The 18,554-nt window shown below is 65.2% G+C and carries 20 protein-coding genes, 1 tRNA gene and 2 pseudogenes; 13 read left to right on the top strand and 10 right to left on the bottom strand.

Going from position 1 to position 18,554, the window contains the following annotated elements; genetic code table 11:
• Positions 1-18: 18 nt before the first annotated feature.
• Entirely contained in the window at positions 19-570 is a 552-nt protein-coding gene (locus tag OKW52_RS00525) for a hypothetical protein (protein WP_264503964.1), read from the bottom strand.
• 33 nt (positions 571-603) lie between these two features.
• Between OKW52_RS00525 and OKW52_RS00520 the strand changes: the two genes are divergently transcribed.
• Both OKW52_RS00520 and OKW52_RS00515 read left to right on the top strand, forming a co-directional pair.
• Positions 604-984: a hypothetical protein gene (locus OKW52_RS00520; protein WP_264503963.1), complete on the top strand. Its 381-nt coding sequence runs from the start codon at positions 604-606 to the stop codon at positions 982-984.
• Between the two features lie 31 nt (positions 985-1,015).
• Positions 1,016-1,666 (top strand): acetyltransferase, encoded by a 651-nt coding sequence (locus tag OKW52_RS00515; RefSeq protein ID WP_264503962.1) that lies wholly within the window; start codon positions 1,016-1,018, stop codon positions 1,664-1,666.
• Here OKW52_RS00515 and OKW52_RS00510 read toward each other — a convergent pair.
• Positions 1,661-2,647: a DegT/DnrJ/EryC1/StrS family aminotransferase gene (locus tag OKW52_RS00510; protein WP_264503961.1), complete on the bottom strand. Its 987-nt coding sequence runs from the start codon at positions 2,645-2,647 to the stop codon at positions 1,661-1,663. The two genes, OKW52_RS00515 and OKW52_RS00510, sit on opposite strands and share 6 nt — an antisense overlap.
• Positions 2,648-3,144: 497 nt before the next feature.
• On the opposite strand from OKW52_RS00510, the pseudogene OKW52_RS00505 reads away from it, so the two are divergent.
• Positions 3,145-4,337, top strand: a pseudogene (locus OKW52_RS00505) (glutathionylspermidine synthase family protein).
• A 31-nt stretch (positions 4,338-4,368) separates the two neighbouring features.
• Complete coding sequence (locus OKW52_RS00500) at positions 4,369-5,049, top strand: DUF1190 domain-containing protein (protein ID WP_319800439.1); 681 nt, start codon at positions 4,369-4,371, stop codon at positions 5,047-5,049.
• 454 nt (positions 5,050-5,503) lie between these two features.
• Here the strand turns inward: OKW52_RS00500 and OKW52_RS00495 are convergent, their stop codons facing one another.
• Positions 5,504-6,730: a hypothetical protein gene (locus OKW52_RS00495; RefSeq protein WP_264503960.1), complete on the bottom strand. Its 1,227-nt coding sequence runs from the start codon at positions 6,728-6,730 to the stop codon at positions 5,504-5,506.
• Between the two features lie 336 nt (positions 6,731-7,066).
• Positions 7,067-7,150, bottom strand: a tRNA-Tyr gene (locus OKW52_RS00490).
• Between the two features lie 248 nt (positions 7,151-7,398).
• Between OKW52_RS00490 and rlmB the strand changes: the two genes are divergently transcribed.
• Positions 7,399-8,178: a 23S rRNA (guanosine(2251)-2'-O)-methyltransferase RlmB gene (gene rlmB / locus OKW52_RS00485; RefSeq protein WP_264503959.1), complete on the top strand. Its 780-nt coding sequence runs from the start codon at positions 7,399-7,401 to the stop codon at positions 8,176-8,178.
• A gap of 212 nt (positions 8,179-8,390) precedes the next feature.
• The gene (locus tag OKW52_RS00480) at positions 8,391-8,906 is read left to right on the top strand and encodes a CoA-binding protein (protein ID WP_264503958.1); all 516 of its coding nucleotides are present in this window, start codon (positions 8,391-8,393) and stop codon (positions 8,904-8,906) included.
• Here OKW52_RS00480 and OKW52_RS00475 read toward each other — a convergent pair.
• Positions 8,895-9,332, bottom strand: coding sequence for a MarR family winged helix-turn-helix transcriptional regulator (locus tag OKW52_RS00475; RefSeq protein WP_264503957.1), 438 nt, complete (start codon positions 9,330-9,332; stop codon positions 8,895-8,897). The two genes, OKW52_RS00480 and OKW52_RS00475, sit on opposite strands and share 12 nt — an antisense overlap.
• A 107-nt stretch (positions 9,333-9,439) precedes the next feature.
• Here OKW52_RS00475 and OKW52_RS00470 point away from each other — a divergent pair, with 107 nt between their 5' ends.
• The gene (locus OKW52_RS00470) at positions 9,440-9,868 is read left to right on the top strand and encodes an organic hydroperoxide resistance protein (protein WP_264503956.1); all 429 of its coding nucleotides are present in this window, start codon (positions 9,440-9,442) and stop codon (positions 9,866-9,868) included.
• Between the two features lie 3 nt (positions 9,869-9,871).
• Here the strand turns inward: OKW52_RS00470 and OKW52_RS00465 are convergent, their stop codons facing one another.
• Entirely contained in the window at positions 9,872-10,660 is a 789-nt protein-coding gene (locus OKW52_RS00465; protein WP_264503955.1) for an alpha/beta hydrolase, read from the bottom strand.
• 86 nt (positions 10,661-10,746) lie between these two features.
• Here OKW52_RS00465 and OKW52_RS00460 point away from each other — a divergent pair, with 86 nt between their 5' ends.
• Positions 10,747-12,225 (top strand): NAD-dependent succinate-semialdehyde dehydrogenase, encoded by a 1,479-nt coding sequence (locus OKW52_RS00460; protein ID WP_264503954.1) that lies wholly within the window; start codon positions 10,747-10,749, stop codon positions 12,223-12,225.
• Between the two features lie 160 nt (positions 12,226-12,385).
• Here OKW52_RS00460 and OKW52_RS00455 read toward each other — a convergent pair whose 3' ends face one another.
• Positions 12,386-13,456: a 5-(carboxyamino)imidazole ribonucleotide synthase gene (locus tag OKW52_RS00455; RefSeq protein ID WP_264503953.1), complete on the bottom strand. Its 1,071-nt coding sequence runs from the start codon at positions 13,454-13,456 to the stop codon at positions 12,386-12,388.
• Positions 13,449-13,928 (bottom strand): 5-(carboxyamino)imidazole ribonucleotide mutase, encoded by a 480-nt coding sequence (gene purE, locus OKW52_RS00450; protein WP_264503952.1) that lies wholly within the window; start codon positions 13,926-13,928, stop codon positions 13,449-13,451. The genes OKW52_RS00455 and purE overlap by 8 nt, the downstream gene beginning before the upstream one ends.
• A 97-nt stretch (positions 13,929-14,025) precedes the next feature.
• On the opposite strand from purE, the gene OKW52_RS00445 reads away from it, so the two are divergent.
• On the top strand, positions 14,026-15,141 hold the full coding sequence (locus OKW52_RS00445) for a THUMP domain-containing class I SAM-dependent RNA methyltransferase (protein WP_264503951.1): 1,116 nt from the start codon (positions 14,026-14,028) through the stop codon (positions 15,139-15,141).
• A gap of 6 nt (positions 15,142-15,147) precedes the next feature.
• On the opposite strand, the gene OKW52_RS00440 is transcribed toward OKW52_RS00445, so the two are convergent.
• Together OKW52_RS00440 and OKW52_RS00435 are read right to left on the bottom strand one after the other, a co-directional pair.
• Entirely contained in the window at positions 15,148-15,684 is a 537-nt protein-coding gene (locus tag OKW52_RS00440) for a hypothetical protein (RefSeq protein ID WP_264503950.1), read from the bottom strand.
• A gap of 138 nt (positions 15,685-15,822) precedes the next feature.
• Positions 15,823-16,042 (bottom strand): annotated as a pseudogene (locus tag OKW52_RS00435) (YdcH family protein).
• A gap of 171 nt (positions 16,043-16,213) precedes the next feature.
• Between OKW52_RS00435 and OKW52_RS00430 the strand changes: the two are divergent.
• From OKW52_RS00430 to rpmB, 4 genes are all read left to right on the top strand, one after another.
• A complete protein-coding gene (locus OKW52_RS00430; RefSeq protein WP_264503949.1) occupies positions 16,214-16,627 on the top strand; it encodes an Hsp20 family protein in 414 nt (137 codons plus the stop codon).
• Between the two features lie 13 nt (positions 16,628-16,640).
• A complete protein-coding gene (locus OKW52_RS00425; protein WP_127106990.1) occupies positions 16,641-16,862 on the top strand; it encodes a DUF1150 family protein in 222 nt (73 codons plus the stop codon).
• Positions 16,863-17,147: 285 nt separating this feature from the next.
• Entirely contained in the window at positions 17,148-18,152 is a 1,005-nt protein-coding gene (gene meaB, locus OKW52_RS00420; protein WP_406622179.1) for a methylmalonyl Co-A mutase-associated GTPase MeaB, read from the top strand.
• A gap of 104 nt (positions 18,153-18,256) precedes the next feature.
• Positions 18,257-18,538 carry a 50S ribosomal protein L28 gene (gene rpmB / locus OKW52_RS00415; protein ID WP_127106994.1) on the top strand — a complete coding sequence of 94 codons (282 nt, stop codon included), beginning with the start codon at positions 18,257-18,259 and terminating at the stop codon, positions 18,536-18,538.
• The last annotated feature ends 16 nt before the right edge of the window (positions 18,539-18,554 follow it).

The following is an 18,554-nucleotide window of genomic DNA, read 5'->3' as shown; positions in this document are numbered from 1 at the left end:
AGAGTGACTTAACGTCGATCACTCCCTGCCGATGCCCGGCTTGGCCCCGCCCTGAAAGATGACGCCATGGCTCCAGACCCCGCCCTTGTCCGGCCCCAGCGGCCCATCTTGGTAAACTGCCCGTCGTTTGACGAAAACAGCGGCGGTGTGATTGTGCTGCACGCGCTTGTTGATCGCCTGCGCGCGCTGGGAGTCGAGGCCTATGCTGTCCAGATCGAGAAAGACTATGCCGCGGTCAGATCGCCTTTGGTCCGCGCCCTGCGGCGGTGGAACAGACGCCGCAAGCAGCCGCGCTTCAAAACGCACCCGTCGATGGATGTTCCGCTTGCCCCGCGCGGGCACGTTGAGGCGGCGATCGTTGTTTACCCTGAGACGGTTACAGGAAACCCTCTGCGCGCCCCCCGTGTGGTGCGCTGGTTGCTGAACCGGCCCGGCCTGTTGGGCGGGGATGCAGAGATCGCGGCAGGGGAAGAGGTGTTCTTCTACCAGCAGGCGTTTGCGCAGGACGTTCCGGGCATTCCTGCCGACAGGTTGCTGCAATTGCGCTGGCTGCGCGATGATATTTACCAAGATCGCGGGGGTCCAAGATCGGGAGCCTGCCGGATGATCCGCAAAGGCACCGACACGCTGGATCAAATCCCGCACCCTGATGACGCCATCCCTCTGGATGGGAAAAGCCACGCCGAAATCGCCGAGGTCTTCAACAAGACAACGGTCTTCTACTGCCACGATCCTTATACGATGTACGCCTATTACGCCGCGCTTTGCGGCTGTACCCCCGTTGTCATCCCCAAGCCCGGACTCAGCGCGCAAGAGTGGCGGGCCGGGTTTGAGCTGAAGAACGGGGTCGCTTATGGCGTGGACGAGATCGCGTGGGCGAAGGCGACACGCGGGCAACTGATCGCGGACATGGCGGCGGCGAAGGCCTCGGAAACCGAAACGGTCGTGCAATTTCTGGCGGTGCTGCAGGCGCGTTTCGGTTAGGGTGCGGCCAAGAGCGGACAGGGAGACGACGGTGCGCGACATTGCGATTTACGGCTGCGGCGGGTTCGGGCGCGAGGTGTTGCAGATCCTCCATGCGCTGAATGCACAAGAGCCGCAGTGGACGTGTCTGGGCTTTGTGGTTGACCCGGGCATCCCGCATCCTGACACGGTGCACGGCCTGCCGGTGGTCGAGGATATCGCGACGCTGGAACGGGGCACTCGGGCCGATCTGGCCATTGGTATCGGCGCGCCGCTGGTCCGCCGCCGCGTGGCCGAGCGGATGGCGGCCAACGGCCACGCCTTTCCCGCACTGGTTCACCCGCGTGCGTGGATCGGCGAAAACGTCTCGCTGGGCGAGGGGGTTCTGATCTGCGCAGGGGCTTGCCTGACGACGGACATCACCGTTGAAGCCCATGTTCACATCAATCTGTGCGCGACGGTCGGTCATGACGCCGTGCTGGGTGCTTATTCAACCATCAGCCCCGGCGCGAATATTTCGGGCAATGTCACCTTGGGCGCTGGCGTCGATATCGGCACCGGCGCGACGGTCATTCAGGGCGTCGCCATCGGAGAAGGCGCTGTGATCGGGGCGGGCGCTGCGGTTGTCCGCGCGATACCGCCCCACTGCACAGCCGTCGGCGTGCCTGCCAAGATCATCAAGACCGGCGTGGCTGCGCTATAGCAACCGCGCGATTTCGGCTTCCAGGACGCTGTCGGACAGGCCCGCGACATCCGGGTGCGTCGGGATGTTCACCAGATGCGCATACAGGGCCAAGGTCTGGGGCAGGTTGGCGAGAGGCTTGTAATATTTACCAAACGTCAGCTCCCCGGGCGCGCTGATCCGTTCCAGCGGGATCTCTTTGGGCGCAAGGTAGCCCCAGCTCATCGCCGGGGCCGTCGGGCCAAACGGCCGGAGCGGCGCAAGGCCCAGACCGCTGGCGATCCGGTGCACACGCTCGGCCTGCTCACGGTACTGCGGCTCCCATTGCGACACCGTCTCGAGCCGGTCGATCAGGAACGCACAGGCAATATCCGAGATCTTGCCATTGTTGAGCCAACAGCTGGGGTCTTGGGGTGCGGGTCCGTAATTGAGCAGGCTGTAGAACTCCTCGGCGCTGTCTGCGGGGGTGATCGCCAGCCCGCCCTCGCCCATGCCGTAGGGCTTGGTGTGGTGCAGGCTCAGCGCCTGCCACGGCCAGTCCGGCATGGTGCGGCTGATGCCTGCTGCGTTGTCGATGAGCAGAAACTTCCCGGTTTCGCGGGCAAAGGCGATATAGTCGCTGAAATCCTCGAACAGCCCGAAGGGGTTAACGACGATGATGCCGTCAAAGCTGTCTTGCGGCAGCGCTCGCACCGCATCGAGATCCAGCAGCCCCTGACGGGTGCAATCGACAAGCCCCATCTCCGCGAAATAGCCGCGCCCGAGGTTCTGAAAGCTGAACGCCGAGCCCACCCATTTGAGCCTGCGCCCCTGACGCAGGGACAAGAGCTTCGCCATGCCCTCAAGCGCGATGCCCGCGTTGGCGCAGGGCGTCACCGCGCAGGTGCTGTCCAGACCGAAATGGGCCGCGTAGTTCTGCGCGAGCATCGTGTACAAAGGACCGCGGTTCGCCCAGGTGTTCTGCGCGGCGCAGTGCTCGAGCAGGCTTGCGATGCGCGCCATATCCGGTGCTTTTTGATTAACGAATTTTATCATTGAGGAGCGGTTTCGCTGTTAAGGGCACAAAGGGTCAGTACGGCGGTCCCGAGGGTGTCGAAAAGCGGCTTGAACGTCACAAGTGGTTGTCATCGACGACTGAAGCTAACCTCAGCCTGTTTCCGCTCGCCGGTTGATCAGGGTCAGCCAGCGCAAGCGTGATCATAATTTGCGCGCTCAGAGAATCCTAGCGCGATCAAGCGATGGCCCGGCGTCCCTGACACTGACGCGGGTGGCCGCCGGGGCGTTGACTGTCCGCAGGGGGCCGCGCCGAGGGTCTCCTTTTCAGGCTCAACAACAGCCGTCGCCCTTGTCAAAGGCGTCCTGTTCAGGCTTTGGCGGTGAACGCGCCCGGGGTTGACGCGATAGACGATGTCCTCGACAACGCCCCTTCATCCCGGGCCCCTCCATCCCGGGCTCGGCCCGACGAATCCGAGGCACCGCTTACAGATGAGGATTTTCTGATGGACCGTATCGAACTCGGTGCCCGCCCGGACTGGAAAGAGAAAGCCCAAGACGCTGGCTTCAGCTTTGCCGAGATGCACGGCGAGCCCTATTGGTCGGAGGAGTCGGTCTATGCCTTCACCTTGGAGCAGGTCGAACGCGACATCGAGGATCCTTCCACCGAATTGCACGCGCTGTGCCGCGAGGCCGTCGAGCGGATTGTCGGCTCGCAAGAGCTGATGGAGCGTCTGGCGATCCCGCTGGAACACCGCGATCTCGTCGCGATGTCCTGGGCGACGGGTGACCCGGAGCTCTATGGTCGGTTCGATCTGATCTATGACGGCACGGGGCCGGCAAAGATGATCGAATACAACGCAGACACGCCCACCTCGCTCTATGAGAGTGCTGCGTTTCAGTGGCAGTGGCTGGAAGACCAGATCGCCGCCGGGGTGCTGCCCGATGGCAGCGACCAGTTCAACGGCATTCACGAGGCGCTGGTCGCGCGCTTTGCCGAGATTTTCGACGAAGGCGAGCATGTGCATTTCACCTCGTTCGCCAACGCGCCCGAGGATTATGCCACGACCGAAAGCATGGCCTGGGCCGCGCGCGAGGCAGGGCTTGGCGCGCATTATGTTCCCATCGACAAGATCGGCCTTACCGATCAGGGGCAGTTCTGTGACGCCGATGCTCAAGTCATCGGGGCGCTTTTCAAGCTCTATCCTTGGGAAGATATGCTGCGCGACGATTTCGCCACCCACATTGCGGGCGCACACTGTCGCTTTCTGGAACCGGCGTGGAAGGCCGTCGTTTCCAACAAGGGGATCCTGGCGGTACTGTGGGAAATGTTTGAGGGGCATCCGAACCTGTTGCCCGCCTTCTTCGCCGAGGACATCGAGAAGGGTGGCCCGCGTGTTGATCGCGCGGCAGACCTCCTGAGCCTTGGCACCGTCCGCAAGCCGATCTTCTCGCGCGAGGGCTCCAGCATCACGATTGCACGGGGGGCGATACGATCGCCGCCGCCGAGGATAACCGCTACGGGGCGCATCCGATGGTTGTGCAGGCCTACCATGAAATCACCGACTTCGGGGGCTATCATCCGGTGGTCGGTTCGTGGATCGTCGGCGAAAAATGCGTCGGAATGGGGCTGCGCGAAGACCGCGCGCGCATTACGCAGGATCTCAGCCGCTTCAAGCCTCACTTCATTCGCGCCTGAGATCCCGGCAACGTCGATTGCCCCGACAGCAATGTCGGCCAAACCAGACGGCGCGATATGGAAAATCAGGCGTTCCGCCCCATATCAGTCTCTCATGACAAGGACCCTTACGTTGAAACCAGTATTGCCCCGCCCCAAGCGGTCCTCCGCAATTCGCCTCACCCTTCTGGGGGCCGCTGCATTCGGTATGGTTGGCTGCACGCCCGAGACTGTCGAAACGCATGTGTTTCCGACGCTTGAGGAATGTACGGCCTCTGCGACCGGCGACAGCGGCTATTCATCGCGTGAATGCAGTGAAGCCTTTGCCTTGGCCGAGGTCGCCCATGCCGAGACCGCGCCGCGCTATAACGAACGCGCCCTTTGTGAAGAACAGCATGGCGGCGAATGCGTCGCCGATCCCGGTGCCGCCGCGTCGGGAGGGGGCAGCATCTTCATGCCGCTGATGATGGGGTACATGATGGGCAGCATGATGAACAACGGCAGGGCGACGATGGGCGCGCAACCGCTCTATCGCAACCCGACCGGCGGATTTTCCACGGCATCCGGGGCGACCAGTCTCAACGGCAACCGCGGTGCGGTCAGTCTTGCCCCGTCAAACTTCCGCGCCGCGCCCACGGCGACGGGTGCCGCCCCCATGACGCGTGCCTCGGTCCGCGCAACCGGTGGATTTGGCGCGGGACGCACGGGCGGAGGCGCCAGCTTCGGGGGATGATCCGCCGTCGCTGATATGCTCGAAAGCCTCACCGCTTCCGGGCACCGGTTTGCCCCCATCATCCGGGACCGTCACAACCTCTTGCGGCGTGCTTTCTTGCGGCAGGTCCGGGGGCAAAGCCCGCGTGGCCGTGCTGAACGACGTGGCAACTCTCCCCTTCTGGCGGGGCAGTGCCGTAGAGGGTGTGCGGCCAATCCCGGTTTCTGGACGGCGTCCATCCCTGCCGACTGATACCCGCCATGACGCACAAGAGACGATGGGCCAATCACACAACGACGTGTGGAAAGCGGCACATGACGCGGCTTAGGACGTGAGACTTTGACCCTTCTGATGCGGGGCTATCCTCCTGCCCCGGCGAGATCGCCCTGACGGGAACATTCGCGCCGATCCGTCCCGTCTTTGCGCATCCGGCCCGCGATCTCAGGCCGGATGCTGTTCTTGTGCTAAGCCCGGATCAGTGGTCCGCGCCTGACCCACCCACGGCGACGATGGTGTAGGGCGTGCCGTCGACGGGGATTGTGCGCTCCTGCGCAAAGCGGTCGATGCTGAGCAGCCGGACCAGACCCGCGCGCGGATCCGTCACGGCGATGTGGTCGCCTGCCACGGCCAGACGCGGGCGCGCGTCACGCCAGTGGCCATCCATCGAGTACGGGTCTGTCAGCTGCAGGCTCTGCGTGATTGCGCCAGCGATGACGTCCAGCAGGTGAAGCTGGCCGTCCTCGGTCAGCACATAGGCGTTGCGCGGGTTGATCGGGTCGAGGGCGAAGTCCACCCGGCGGGTGGGCAGGTCGATCCGGCGGAAGGGCGCGTCGCTGCCCGGTTCGATGAGCACGACCGCCGCAGGGCCGAAGTTGCCAAGGAAGAACTGCAGAGCCGTTCCGCCTTTAAGGGTCGAGACATTGCCCTCGCCAAGACCGGCGGTGGAAATGTGTTCCAGCACCGGCGGCTCGCTTCCGGCCGAAGGGGTCGCGATGACCACGCCATCGCGGCAGCCGAACGCAAAGACCCGTGCCGATTGCGCCTGCCCGTGGACACCCGGGCAGGGGACCACCGCGCCCACGGGTGCGCCCTGACGGTCGATCACCCTGAGGCCGACGCGCGGCGCGTCCGGCGACTCGTGCGGGACCGACACGACGATGTAATCGCCCATCGGCGCGGCAAGGCCGTGATGCGCGGCGCCGGGTTCCAGAACCACCGGATCAAACGCGCCTTCCAGCACGGCGTTTTCCGCGAACAGCGACACGCTTCCGGTGCCATCGTCGAAAAGCGCAATCGTCCCCGAGCCTTCGATCACATGCGCAGGGCGGGTGCCGGTGATCGCGGTTTCCAGCAGGCGCGCGTCGGTCACGTGCAAGTCGCGGTGGTCGCCGTGGTCCTCGACGTCGATGCCCGTGGCGATGACGGCAACCGCGCCCGCCTCTCCCTGCACGGCAAAGATCGTGCGCCCGCTGGTGCTGCGGGTCAGTGCGGGGGTCAAGTCGATCCGGAAGGTGCCGGCGTCGGCGCTGTCTTCCAGGTCGATGGCACGGACCACGCCTTCGGCGTGATCGCCGATAAAGAGCCGGTAGTGCGTCTCCGCAGACTCAGGGTCGTGATCCTGAGCGACCGAGCCACCGGCGGCGAGCGCCGTCGCGGCGGCAGAGGCCATCAGCAGGGTTGCAAGGTATCTGGAACGGTTCATCCGCATCTCCTCAATCTAAGGTGAGTCGATTGGTATGATATAACATAACATAATGTAAACAGCCCGTCTGCGCCCATCCGCTGCCAGCAGACATCCGAACAGCGTCCAGCGCGCTGTCCCGTCTGTTGGCGATGGCAAAGCGGCCAGCAGGGCACGCGGCGAACGCGTTGGCGGATGCCGCTGAGCTTCCTGATCATCGCCAAGACGGCATGATTCAGGTCTGCAGGCCGCGCGAAGGGGGCTGGTGAAGCGCTGTGTGAGATAGGTTTTGTCGCAACATGCGGGCATTGAGGTGCCGCATCCGCTGACTGTCACCATAACCTGTTGAAAGTGTTATGGTGGGCGACCCTGGAATCGAACCAGGCGTGGGTCTCCCCGGCGGAGTTACAGTCCGCTGCCGCACCTTGCAGCACGTCGCCCGACGCTGCGCGGGGAATACCGAAGGGGGCAGGGGGCGTCAAGGGTCGAAAGCGGGGGAAAAGCGGGGTTTGCGCATGGTTTGGGTGCGGGGTTGGTTTTGAGGGCAGAGGCGTATTTGCGGCAAGGTGAGAGGGCGCAGGGGGCGCTTATTCGGGCAGCTGGCGGCGCGCACCCGGGCGGGAATATTACGACCGACTTGCGCGCGCGGCCTGCGCAGCGCAATAAGGCGTTTTTCCGGGGGCAAAGCGATGAAAAAACCGGCCTGGGTGATTGACAAGGAACGCGCCAAACGCGCCTCGGCGGCAGAAACCGTCTGGCTGTTCGGCCTGCATGCCGTGCGCGATGCACTGGTCAATCCGCAGCGCGAGCGGTTGCGGCTGCTCGTCACCAAGAACGCCGCCGACAAGCTGGCCGACGCGATCGCCGAATCGGGTATGGAGCCCGAGATCGAGGATCCGCGCAAATTCTCGGCCCCGCTTGCCCCCGATTCGGTTCATCAGGGCGCGGCGCTTGAGGTCAAGGCGCTGGACTGGGGCAGTTTCGAGGATGTCTGCGCCTCGGGGGCCGGCGCGCCGGTGGTGGTGTTGCTCGACCGGGTGACCGATCCGCATAACGTCGGCGCGATCCTGCGCTCGGCCGAGGTGTTCGGTGCGCGCGCCGTGGTGGCCCCGCGCCACCATTCCGCACCCGAGACCGGGGCGCTGGCCAAGACCGCCTCGGGCGCGCTGGAGCGCCAGCCGTATCTGCGGGTGACCAATCTGGCGGATGCCATGCTGTCGCTCAAGAAGATGGGATTTACCCTGCTGGGGCTGGATGGCGAGGCCGAGCAGACGCTGGCCGAAGGCCTTGCGGCTGTGGGCGACCGGCCCGTGGCGCTGGTGCTGGGGGCCGAAGGGCCGGGGCTGCGCGAAAAGACCCGCGAGACCTGCGATGCGCTGGTGCGGGTGCCTTATGCGGGCGGGTTCGGCTCGCTCAACGTGTCGAACGCGGCGGCGGTGTCTTTGTACGCGGCGACGGTGGGGCGCTGAGGCTTAAGGGCGGGTTAATCACGAAATCGCGACCGCCCTTTTATTTTCGCAAAGAGCGCTCATATTGTCACATGAAGCGTTGAGCAGGAACTCTCGCGTTTCCTCCACTGTCCCTCGTTCCCAACTCGCGCCCGGTTTTCACCGGGCGCTTTTTATTTCTTCTTGTTCCCAAGGCGATGCCGGGTGAGGGTGTCGCCAGACCGGAGCCTGATATGACCGATACTCTTCCCCCGAAGGGCGGCGCCGCGCCGTCCTTCCCCGATGCCCCCGATGATGCGGTGCTGCGCAAGATCCTGCAGCGCATCAAGACCGTTGCCGTGGTCGGCGTGTCGCCGAACCCGGTGCGGCCCAGCTATTTCGTGGCGCGCTATCTCAAGCTCAAGGGCAAGGCGGTGGTCCCGGTCAACCCGGGCCATGCGGGCGAACAGTTGTTCGGGGCTACCGTTGTCGCCGATGTGACCGATCTGCCGCAAACCGTGGATACGCTGGATGTGTTTCGCCGCTCGGAACATGTCGCGCCCATCGTGCGCGCGGCGCTGGACCATCTGCCGGGGCTGAAAACCGTCTGGTTGCAGATCGGCGTCACCAGCGACGAGGCGCGCGCGATGTGCGCCGAGCGCGGGGTGGATTTCATCCAGAACCGCTGTCCCAAGATCGAATATCAGCGCCTGTTCGGTGAGCTGCGCATGGGCGGTTTCAACACCGGCGTCATCAGCTCAAAGCTGTGAGCGCGGGTTCAGGCGGTCGCGCAGGGCAGTGATCTGGTCGCGCAATTGCTTGGCCTCGGTCAGTGACAGGCCTGTGGCTTCGAAGAAGCAACGCTGCACGTCAAGCGCCTGCGGTTGCAGGGCCTGTCCCTTTTCCGTCAGCGAGATGCGCACCTGACGCTCATCCACCGCGTCGCGGCGGCGCGCGATCAGGCCTGCGGTTTCCATGCGTTTGAGCAAGGGGGTGAGCGTGTTCGTTTCCAACCCCAGCGCTGCCCCCAGCGCGCCCACGGTCTGAGGGGCGTCCTGCGTCCAGAGCGCCGTCAGCACCAGATACTGCGGATAGGTCAGGCCCAGCGGGTCGAGCAGGGGCTTATACGCCGCCTGCATGGCCTGCTGGGCGGAGTAGAGCGAGAAACAGAGCATGTCGGCGGGGGCGAGGGTCATCGTGTCACAATATATCGCGCACGATAAAGGCGCAAGCGATTGACATGCGCATCTCACGGCGCTATTTGTATCGTGCACGACATAATCACAAGCGACAGGAGCTTTTCATGAGCGTCGACGTCAAATACCGTACTTCTGCCACCGCCAATGGCGGCGGCCGCACCGGGATCACCAGCCTCGATTCGGGCTCGCTGACCGTAACGATGGCCACGCCGACCGAAATGGGCGGCAACGGCAAAGGCCATAACCCCGAAGAACTGTTTGCGATGGGCTATGCCGGGTGCTTCCTCAGCGCCCTGCGCGCCGCAGCGCGCATGCAGAAGCTGGGCACCGTTCCCGAGGACGCGACCGTTTCGGCGCAGGTCGGTATCGGCGCGCGCAGCGAAGGCGGCTTCGGTCTGGAAGTGGCGCTGAAAGTGTCGCTGCCGGGGGTCGAGGATGAACTGGCCCAGACGATGATCGAGGCCGCGCATGCCGTGTGCCCGTATTCGAACGCCACGCGCGGCAATATCGACGTCACGCTCGAGCGCGTCTGACGCCTAGTCGAGCAGGGTCTGCACCAGCACGCTTTCGGGATCGGCCAGATCGTCGATCACGTTGAAATGGTGCAGGCCCGGCGCGGCGTGCCAGGGGCAGTCCCAGTCCTCGGACAGCAGGCGCGCCTGCCACAGGAAGGCGGGGCGCTCTTGCGCGCCCACCCAGACGGTGCAGTCGACCTGCGACCGTTTGGCCAGCAGGGCGGGGCTTTCCGCCGCCGCCTCGGCCGCGTCGAGGTGCAGCGTGGCGTTCATGTCGGTCTCCATCAGCGGACGCAGATCCGCCAAAGGCGAGATCGGCACCACGCGCACCAGTCGGTCCGCCCAGACCGGCGTGCGATCCGCGCAGGCCATGCGCGCCGACAGGTGCCCGCCTGCGGAATGGCCTGTGATGACGATGGGGCCGTCGATCATCTCGGCGGCCATGGTGATCGCCGCTTCCACCTCATCCGTCATTGACGCGATCCGCGCTTGGGGTGCCAGCGTATAGCCCGGTATGGCCACGGCCCAGTCGCGCGCCAGCGCGCCCTCGGCCAGATGGGACCAGCTTGCCGGATCGAACGCCATCCAGTATCCCCCATGGATGAAGACCATGAGCCCGACGGGTGTCGTCTCAGGCAGGAACAGATCGAAGGTTTGACGCGGTTCTGTGCCATAGCGCAGGCCGGTCCGGGCCCGGTCGCCCAGTCTGAGGCGCAGCGCGGCTGCCTCGTCAGCCCACCGTGGCGGATAGGTGGCGGCGTCGGCGATGAAGTCGCCGTTCGCGTAGTCGCGGCTCAGGTCTTTGGTCATACCGGGGTCATTACTTGCGTTGTTAAGTATTATGTGCTCTGGATATCCAAACGCCGTTCTGGCGGCCAATCGATGATGAGGATTCCATGCTGGACCAACCTACCGATCTTCGCGGCCTTCTCAAGGACCCCTCACTGCTCGAAACCCGCGCTTTTGTCGCGGGCGCGTGGATTGATGCCGATGACGGCGCGACCTTCGACGTGATCAACCCGGCGCGGGGGGACGTGATCGCACGGGTGGCCGACCTGGGCCGCGCCGAAACCGCGCGCGCCATCGCGGCGGCGAATAGCGCGATGAAGGACTGGGCGGCGCGCACCGGCAAGGAACGCGCGGCGGTGCTGCGCACATGGTACGACCTGATGGTGGCGAATGCCGACGATCTGGGCACCATCCTGACCGCCGAAATGGGCAAGCCGCTGGCCGAGGCCAAGGGCGAGATCCTCTATGGCGCGTCTTTCGTCGAATGGTTCGGCGAAGAGGCCAAGCGCATCTATGGCGAGACGATCCCGGGCCATATGCGCGACAAGCGGATCACGGTGCTGAAACAGCCGATCGGTGTCTGCGCCTCGATCACGCCGTGGAACTTTCCCAACGCGATGATCGCGCGCAAGGTCGCCCCGGCGCTGGCCGCCGGCTGCGGCTTTGTCGCCCGCCCGGCGGCGGAAACCCCGCTGTCGGCGCTGGCGATGGCGGTGCTGGCGGAACGTGCCGGGCTGCCCAAGGGGATCTTGTCCGTCGTCACCTCGTCGCGCTCGTCCGACATCGGCAAGGAGTTCTGCGAGAACCCGATCGTGCGCAAGCTGACCTTCACCGGCTCGACCGAGGTGGGGCGTATCCTGCTGAAACAGGCCGCCGATCAGGTGATGAAATGCTCGATGGAACTGGGCGGCAACGCGCCCTTCATCGTGTTCGACGACGCCGATCTGGATGCGGCGGTCGAGGGCGCGATGATGTCCAAGTTCCGCAACAACGGCCAGACCTGCGTCTGCGCCAACCGGATCTACGTGCAGGCCGGGGTCTATGACGCCTTCGCCGAAAAGCTACGGGTGGCGGTCGAAAAGCTGAACGTCGGCGACGGGCTGGAGTCCGGCGTGACGACTGGCCCGCTGATCAACGCCAAGGCGGTTGAAAAGGTGCAGGACCACATCAAGGACGTGCTCGACCACGGCGGTGCGCTGATGACCGGCGGCAAACCGCATGCGCTGGGCGGCACTTTCTTTCAGCCGACGGTGGTCACCGGGGTCACGCAAGCGATGAAAGTTGCGCAGGAAGAAACCTTCGGCCCGCTCGCCCCGCTGTTCAGGTTCGAGACCGAGGAAGAAGCGATCCACTACGCCAATGACACGATCTTCGGGCTGGCCTGCTATTTCTATTCCCGCGACATCAGCCGCGTCACGCGGGTGCAAGAGGCGCTGGAATACGGCATCGTCGGGGTGAACACCGGCCTGATCTCAACCGAGGTCGCACCCTTTGGCGGCGTCAAGCAATCCGGGCTGGGCCGTGAAGGCTCGCGCCACGGAATCGAGGATTTCCTCGAGCTGAAATACATCTGTCTGAGCGTCTGAGATCGGGCAAGGGGGCCTTCTGCCCCCCTCTTCGCTTGCAGCGAATTCACCCCCGAGGATATTTGAAGAGCAAAGAGGGGCGTTAACCTTTTGTTAACTGCGCTTCTTTGCTCCTTAAATATCTCGGGGGAGCGCGAAGCGCGCGGGGGCAGCGCCCCCGTTACCCGCGTGACACCCGGTTGACGTGGCCCATCTTGCGGCCCGGTCGTGCAGCGCCCTTGCCGTAGAGGTGGATCTGCGTGTCAGCCTCGCGCGACAGCGCGGGCACGCGGTCGACATCATCGCCGATCAGGTTCTCCATCACCACATCCGCGTAGCGCTGGCCATTGCCCAGCGGCCACCCGGCCACCGCGCGGATATGCTGTTCGAACTGGTCCACCGCGCAGCCCGCTTGCGTCCAGTGGCCCGAGTTATGGACGCGCGGGGCGATTTCGTTGACCACGAGGCCCTTGGGTGTCACGAACAGCTCGACCCCCATCACGCCGACATAGTCCAGCGCGTTCAGGATCTTGCCAGCCAGCAACACGGCGTCCATGTGTTGGCCGGGGGCCAGCCGTGCGGGCACGGTTGTCGTGCGCAGGATGCCGTCTTCATGGACGTTCTCACCCGGATCGTAGCACGAGACTTCGCCGTTCAGCCCGCGCGCGGCGATGACCGAGACCTCATGCGTGAAACGCACGAAACCCTCGAAGATCGCGTCCGCCCCGCCCATCTCGGCCAGCGCAGCCTCGGCCTGCCCGGGCGCCATGATCCGCGCCTGTCCCTTGCCGTCATAGCCCAGACGGCGGGTTTTCAGGATGGCGGGGGCGCCGTGTTCGGCCAGTGCCGCCGCCAGTGCTGCCCTGTCCGGCACATCGCGGTAGGGCGCTGTGGTGAGGCCCAGACCGGTGAGGAAGTCCTTTTCCGTCAGCCGGTCCTGACTGATCGCCAATGCGCGCCGGTTGGGGCGGACGGGGCGCAAACTTTCCAGCAGGTCCAGCGTGGCGGTCGGGATGTTCTCGAATTCATAGGTGATCACATCCACCGAGGCGGCGAAGGCGCGCAGGGCGGCCTCGTCCTCCCAGTCCGCCGTCGTCACCCGTTCCGCCACATGCCCGGCGGGCGGGTTCGCGCCCGGATCGTAGACGTGGGTGCGCAGCCCCAGCCGGGACGCCGCCACGGACAGCATCCGGCCCAACTGGCCACCGCCAAGGATACCGATGCAGGCGCCGGGGGCGAGGGGCTCACTCATCGCGCGGCTCCTGCGGGATGGAGTCGGACAGCGCCTGACGCCAGGCATCGACCCGTTCGGCCAGCGCCGCGTCGCTCACGGCCAGCATCTGCGCGGCCATCAGCCCGGCATTGGCAGCCCCCCCGATGGCCATGGTCGCCACCGGATAGCCGCGCGGCATCTGCAGGATGGAATACAGGCTGTCCACGCCCGACAGCGCCCGCGTCTGGATCGGTACGCCGATCACCGGCACCCGCGTCTTGGACGCCATCATCCCCGGCAGATGCGCGGCACCCCCGGCCCCGGCGATGATCACCTTCAACCCGCGCCCCGCCGCCGTCTTGCCATAGTCCCACAGCCGGTCCGGCGTGCGGTGGGCCGAGACGATCCGCGCTTCATAGCCGATGCCCAGCTCGTCCAGAATCGCCGCAGCCTCGCGCATCGTCGGCCAGTCCGATTGGCTGCCCATGATGAGTCCCACGTCCACGGTCATCGCGCCCTCCGGATGTTGCGTTCGCGCGCCCTAGCATTTTGCGGCGCGGATGCAAAGACACTCGCGGATGCGGGCGTTTGACGCTATGGCTCGCGGCATGATTGACACGCTGTTCCTTACCGCCGTTCCCGGCCTTGAAGCCACGCTTGCCGACGAGGCGCGCGCCGCCGGGTTCAAGGGCGTCACCGTGGTGCCCGGCGGGGTCGAAGCGCAGGGCGGCTGGCCCGAGGTCTGGCGCGCCAATCTGGTGCTGCGCGGGACCACGCGGGTGCTGGTGCGCATCGCCTCGTTCCGGGCGATGCATCTGGCGCAACTGGACAAGCGGTCGCGCAAGGTGGACTGGGCGGGCGTGTTGCGCGCTGATCTGCCCGTGCGGGTCGAGACGACCTGCCGTCAGTCCAAGATCTACCACGCCAAGGCCGCCACCCAGCGCATCGAGACCGCGATTCGCGAGGAACTGGGCGCGCCCATCGTCACCGCTGCTGCCGAAGCTGCCATCGTGGTCAAGGCGCGGATCGAGGATGATCTGGTGACGATCAGTCTGGATACCTCGGGCGAGAGCCTGCACAAGCGCGGCCACAAGGAGGCCGTCGGCAAGGCCCCGATGCGTGAAACGCTGGCGGCGCTGATCCTGCGGCAGATGGGCTTTGACGGCAGCCAGACACTGGTCGATCCGATGTGCGGCTCCGGCACCTTCGCGATCGAGGCGGCCGAAATCGCGGCTGGGCTGCAGCCGGGGCGCGACCGCGCTTTCGCCTTTCAGGACTTGGCGGGCTATGAGCCGGCGGCGTTTGCCGCGCTCAAGGGCACGCCTGCCGTGCCGCCGGTGCTGCGCTTCTTCGGCTCGGACCGCGATCAGGGGGCGGTGGGCGGCGCGCGCGCCAATGCCGTGCGGGCCGGGGTCAGCGACTGGTGCCAGTTCGACCGCAAGCCGATCAGCGACCTGACGCCGCCCGAAGGCGCGGTGCCGGGGCTGGTGCTGGTGAACCCGCCCTGGGGCGCGCGGATTGGCGAGCGCAAGCTCCTGTTCGCGCTCTATGGCTCGTTGGGCCGCGTGCTGGGCGAAGGATTCGCCGGTTGGCGGCTGGGGCTGGTGTCGCCGGATGCCGGGCTGGTCAAGGCGACGGGACTGCCGCTGAAGCCGCTGGGCGCGCCCATCGACATGGGCGGCACCAAGGTTGTGCTCTGGGAGGGCACGATCCCGCAGCGCTGAAGGCGGTTATTTGCTGGCGGAAGGCGCGGCCTCGGGCTGCAGATCGCCGATCTGGGTGCAGTCGCCCAGAAAATCATGCGTCGGAATATCCGCCCCGGCCAGCGGCAGGGTCAGTGTCGGGCGACCGGGCACGCCATAGGTCAGCGCGGGCTGCGTCATCAGGGCGTTCCAGAACGGATCGGTCAGATCGACCGCGAAGCTGACGCCCCACATCCCCTCTTCCTGACGGATCACAGTCCCCTGATGGGTCGCGGAATAACCCGGCGACTGAAAGGCAAGGGCAACATCGGCACCGTCAGCCAGTCCTTCGACATCAGCGCCGACGGTCACATCGCCGTAGATCCAGTTCGCACCAATCGCGCAGGTGATCGACGCCTGAACGGCGTCCGTTTCGGGGATGCCGTAGGTCAGTCCCAGAAAAGTATCCAGAGGCGAGGCCTCGATATAGCGGTTGTAGGCCCAGACCATCCCGTCCTGCGCGGCGGCGGGCAGGGAGGTGGCGGTGAAAAGGGCTGCGATCAGCGCGAGAACTGGACGGGTCATAGGCGCTCCTTGGAAAGGGAGGGGGGCGAAGGGGGGGCTGGAAAATTTAAGTCAAATTGATGCGCAAACGGTAAACGCAACGACAGCTTCAGCGCGAGTCTTTCAACAGCGCAACACCCGGTTGTGAGGTAAAAAAGTTCAGGCGATAATGTCGGGGGTCAGTTCGTCTTCGATCCGAGAGATCGAGATCTTTCAGCGACAGTTTGCGCTTTTTCAGCCGCTTCATCGCCAGTTCATCGCCCGTGCCCCGGTCGTGCATGGCGGCGATGGCCTCATCCAGATCACGGTGCTCGCGGCGCAGAACCTCAAGTTTAACGCGCAGCACCTCTTCGTGGTTCAACTCGGTGGGAGCGTTCATCGCGGTTCGACTCGATCTTATTTTTTCGCACTCTAGCGTGTTTTCGCTGCTCTGGCAAAGCCTTCGCGCCCCCTTGCAGGGTCGGCGCAGGATGCACATATTCTTTCCATACCCCGGTCAGCCGCACTCTATGGGGGCCGGGACCCGCGTCGCTGTGATCAGGACAAGGCCATGACAAAATTCGTTTTTCCCTCGCATCCGTTGCTGTTGGGGTTTGAGCCGCTCGAACGGCTCGTGGAACGCACGGCGCGCGCCGGGGCGGAGGGGTATCCGCCCTTCAATATCGAACTCGCCGAGCCCAACCGGTTTGTGATCACCCTGGCAGTGGCGGGCTTTGCGCTGGCCGATATCGCCGTGACACTGGAAGACCGGCAATTGGTGATCCACGGCCAGCAGGACGACCCCGAGCCTGAGCGGGTCTTCTTGCACCGCGGCATTGCGACGCGCCAGTTCCGCCGGGTCTTTGCCCTGGCCGAGGGGGTTGAGGTCAGCGGCGCGCATATGGACAACGGCCTGCTGCAAATCACCCTGGAACGCTGCGAGCCCGAGACCGTTGTTCGTACGATCCCCATCACCCGTGGCTGAAAGGACGCGAGACATGCAAACTCCCTATGCCTACACCCCGGAAGGCAAGATCGCCTATATCCGGCAAATCGATCCCGACACCCTGCCAGACGACATCCGCGCGCAGATCCCGGGCGGAACGCAGGTCTGGGGCGTGCACCGGGTCGATGGTGAATGCCTCGCCCTGACGCAGGACCGCCGATCGGCGTTCTTTGTGGCGCGTGAGAACGACCTCGAGCCGTTCAGCACGCACTGAGCAACGGGGAGGCGGCGCTCGGCCCCATCGAGGGGCCTCGCGCCGCTCTGGGCTGCCGCCCAGACCCGCCCGGGAGGATTTTCCATCCTCCCGGACCCTCCTGGAGGATATTTTCAGACAGAAAATGCAGTTAACGCGATCTTAACGCCGCATTTTCTGTCTGAAAATATCCTCGGGGGTGAATTTGGCGTCAGCCAAAGAGGGGGCTGACAGCCCCCTTTCCCGGCCTTCCACTGGACAGCCCGTCGCCGGTTGGGCATCAGGGTGTCAACTGAGAGGCCTGCCATGAGTGAACTCGCCACCCGCATCCTGTCCGCCGACCGCCGCGCCTTGGCGCGCGCGATTACCCTGGTGGAATCGACCCGCGCTGACCATCGGGTACAGGCGACCGCGTTGCTCGAGGAATTGGCCGGGCACGGGCGGCAGGCGCTCAGGATCGGGTTGAGTGGCACGCCGGGGGTTGGCAAGTCGACCTTCATCGAGAGTTTCGGGACCTTGTTGGTCGAGCAAGGCCTCAAGGTTGCCGTCTTGGCGGTTGACCCATCCTCGGCGCGCACCGGCGGCTCTATCCTGGGTGACAAGACGCGCATGGAGCGGCTGTCGCGCCTGCCCGGCGCCTTCATCCGGCCCTCACCCAGCCAGACCCATCTGGGCGGCGTGGCGCGCCGTACGCGTGAGGCGGTGGCGCTGTGCGAGGCGGCGGGATTCGATGTGGTGCTCATCGAGACGGTCGGCGTCGGGCAATCCGAGACTGTGGTGGCCGAGTTGTCGGATGTTTTTGTGCTGCTGCTCGCCCCGGCAGGTGGCGACGAGTTGCAGGGGGTCAAGCGCGGTATCATGGAAGCCGCCGACATGATCGTGGTGAACAAGGCCGATGGCGATCTGAAAGCCGCCGCACAGCGCACGCGCGCCGATTATGCCGGGGCCCTGCATCTGCTGCGCCCGCGTCCGCAGGATGCACCGGGCTTTCCCAAGGCGATGACGGCCTCGGCGCTGGAAGAGCGCGGGCTGGATGCCGTCTGGGCCGAAATCACGGCGCTGTCGGGCTGGCGCAAGGCGCAGGGCCACTGGGACCGCCGCCGTGCCGAGCAGGCGCGGCACTGGTTTACCGAGGAGGTACGGCAGGCGCTGCTGTCGCAGCTGCAGACCCCCGCCGCGCGCGCCCGCATGGCCGATTTCGCCGCTGCCGTCGCCCGGGGCGAGACCGCAGCAGGGGCTGCGGCCCGGGCGATGGTATCTTCGCTCACGAAGTGTGGCGAATCCCTTGACGAGGGTGCGAATTCACCCTAAGACCCCGTTCGATATTCCGGGCACTGCTTGCCAGTGCTCTAAGCTTTGACGGCGCCCCCGCTTCGTGGACCCGGTGCCCGACTGAACCAGACGAGGATGACACCATGTCGCGCCGCTGCGAATTGACCGGTAAAGGCCCGATGTCGGGCAACAACGTAAGCCACGCCAACAACCGTTCCAAGCGGCGCTTCCTGCCGAACTTGGTGGATGTCACGCTGGCGTCGGATGCCACGGGCCGTGCCTACAAACTGCGTATCTCGGCCGCTGCCCTGCGCTCGGTCGACCACCGCGGTGGCCTCGACTCGTTCCTTGCCAAGGCGAAGGATGTCGAACTGTCGACCCGCGCTCTGGCCATCAAGAAAGAGATCGCCAAGGCTGCTGCCTGATCCTTTCCAAGCCTGT

This window comes from Pararhodobacter zhoushanensis, assembly GCF_025949695.1.
GTDB lineage: Bacteria > Pseudomonadota > Alphaproteobacteria > Rhodobacterales > Rhodobacteraceae > Pararhodobacter > Pararhodobacter zhoushanensis_A.
The sequence above is the reverse complement of the archived record's forward strand: the minus strand, read 5'-3'. Positions and strand labels throughout refer to the sequence as shown.

Bases quoted from the DNA above. Each gene is read 5' to 3' on its own strand.
- OKW52_RS00500 (WP_319800439.1), top strand. From the start codon at position 4,369: ATGTCGGCCAAACCAGACGGCGCGATATGGAAAATCAGGCGTTCCGCC.
- OKW52_RS00460 (WP_264503954.1), top strand. From the start codon at position 10,747: ATGCTGGACCAACCTACCGATCTTCGCGGCCTTCTCAAGGACCCCTCA.
- OKW52_RS00480 (WP_264503958.1), top strand. From the start codon at position 8,391: ATGACCGATACTCTTCCCCCGAAGGGCGGCGCCGCGCCGTCCTTCCCC.
- OKW52_RS00455 (WP_264503953.1), bottom strand. From the start codon at position 13,456: ATGAGTGAGCCCCTCGCCCCCGGCGCCTGCATCGGTATCCTTGGCGGT.
- OKW52_RS00440 (WP_264503950.1), bottom strand. From the start codon at position 15,684: ATGACCCGTCCAGTTCTCGCGCTGATCGCAGCCCTTTTCACCGCCACC.
- OKW52_RS00445 (WP_264503951.1), top strand. From the start codon at position 14,026: ATGATTGACACGCTGTTCCTTACCGCCGTTCCCGGCCTTGAAGCCACG.
- OKW52_RS00520 (WP_264503963.1), top strand. From the start codon at position 604: ATGATCCGCAAAGGCACCGACACGCTGGATCAAATCCCGCACCCTGAT.
- rpmB (WP_127106994.1), top strand. From the start codon at position 18,257: ATGTCGCGCCGCTGCGAATTGACCGGTAAAGGCCCGATGTCGGGCAAC.
- rlmB (WP_264503959.1), top strand. From the start codon at position 7,399: ATGAAAAAACCGGCCTGGGTGATTGACAAGGAACGCGCCAAACGCGCC.
- meaB (WP_406622179.1), top strand. From the start codon at position 17,148: ATGAGTGAACTCGCCACCCGCATCCTGTCCGCCGACCGCCGCGCCTTG.
- OKW52_RS00475 (WP_264503957.1), bottom strand. From the start codon at position 9,332: ATGACCCTCGCCCCCGCCGACATGCTCTGTTTCTCGCTCTACTCCGCC.
- OKW52_RS00430 (WP_264503949.1), top strand. From the start codon at position 16,214: ATGACAAAATTCGTTTTTCCCTCGCATCCGTTGCTGTTGGGGTTTGAG.
- OKW52_RS00425 (WP_127106990.1), top strand. From the start codon at position 16,641: ATGCAAACTCCCTATGCCTACACCCCGGAAGGCAAGATCGCCTATATC.
- OKW52_RS00510 (WP_264503961.1), bottom strand. From the start codon at position 2,647: ATGGCGCGCATCGCAAGCCTGCTCGAGCACTGCGCCGCGCAGAACACC.
- purE (WP_264503952.1), bottom strand. From the start codon at position 13,928: ATGACCGTGGACGTGGGACTCATCATGGGCAGCCAATCGGACTGGCCG.
- OKW52_RS00465 (WP_264503955.1), bottom strand. From the start codon at position 10,660: ATGACCAAAGACCTGAGCCGCGACTACGCGAACGGCGACTTCATCGCC.
- OKW52_RS00470 (WP_264503956.1), top strand. From the start codon at position 9,440: ATGAGCGTCGACGTCAAATACCGTACTTCTGCCACCGCCAATGGCGGC.
- OKW52_RS00495 (WP_264503960.1), bottom strand. From the start codon at position 6,730: ATGAACCGTTCCAGATACCTTGCAACCCTGCTGATGGCCTCTGCCGCC.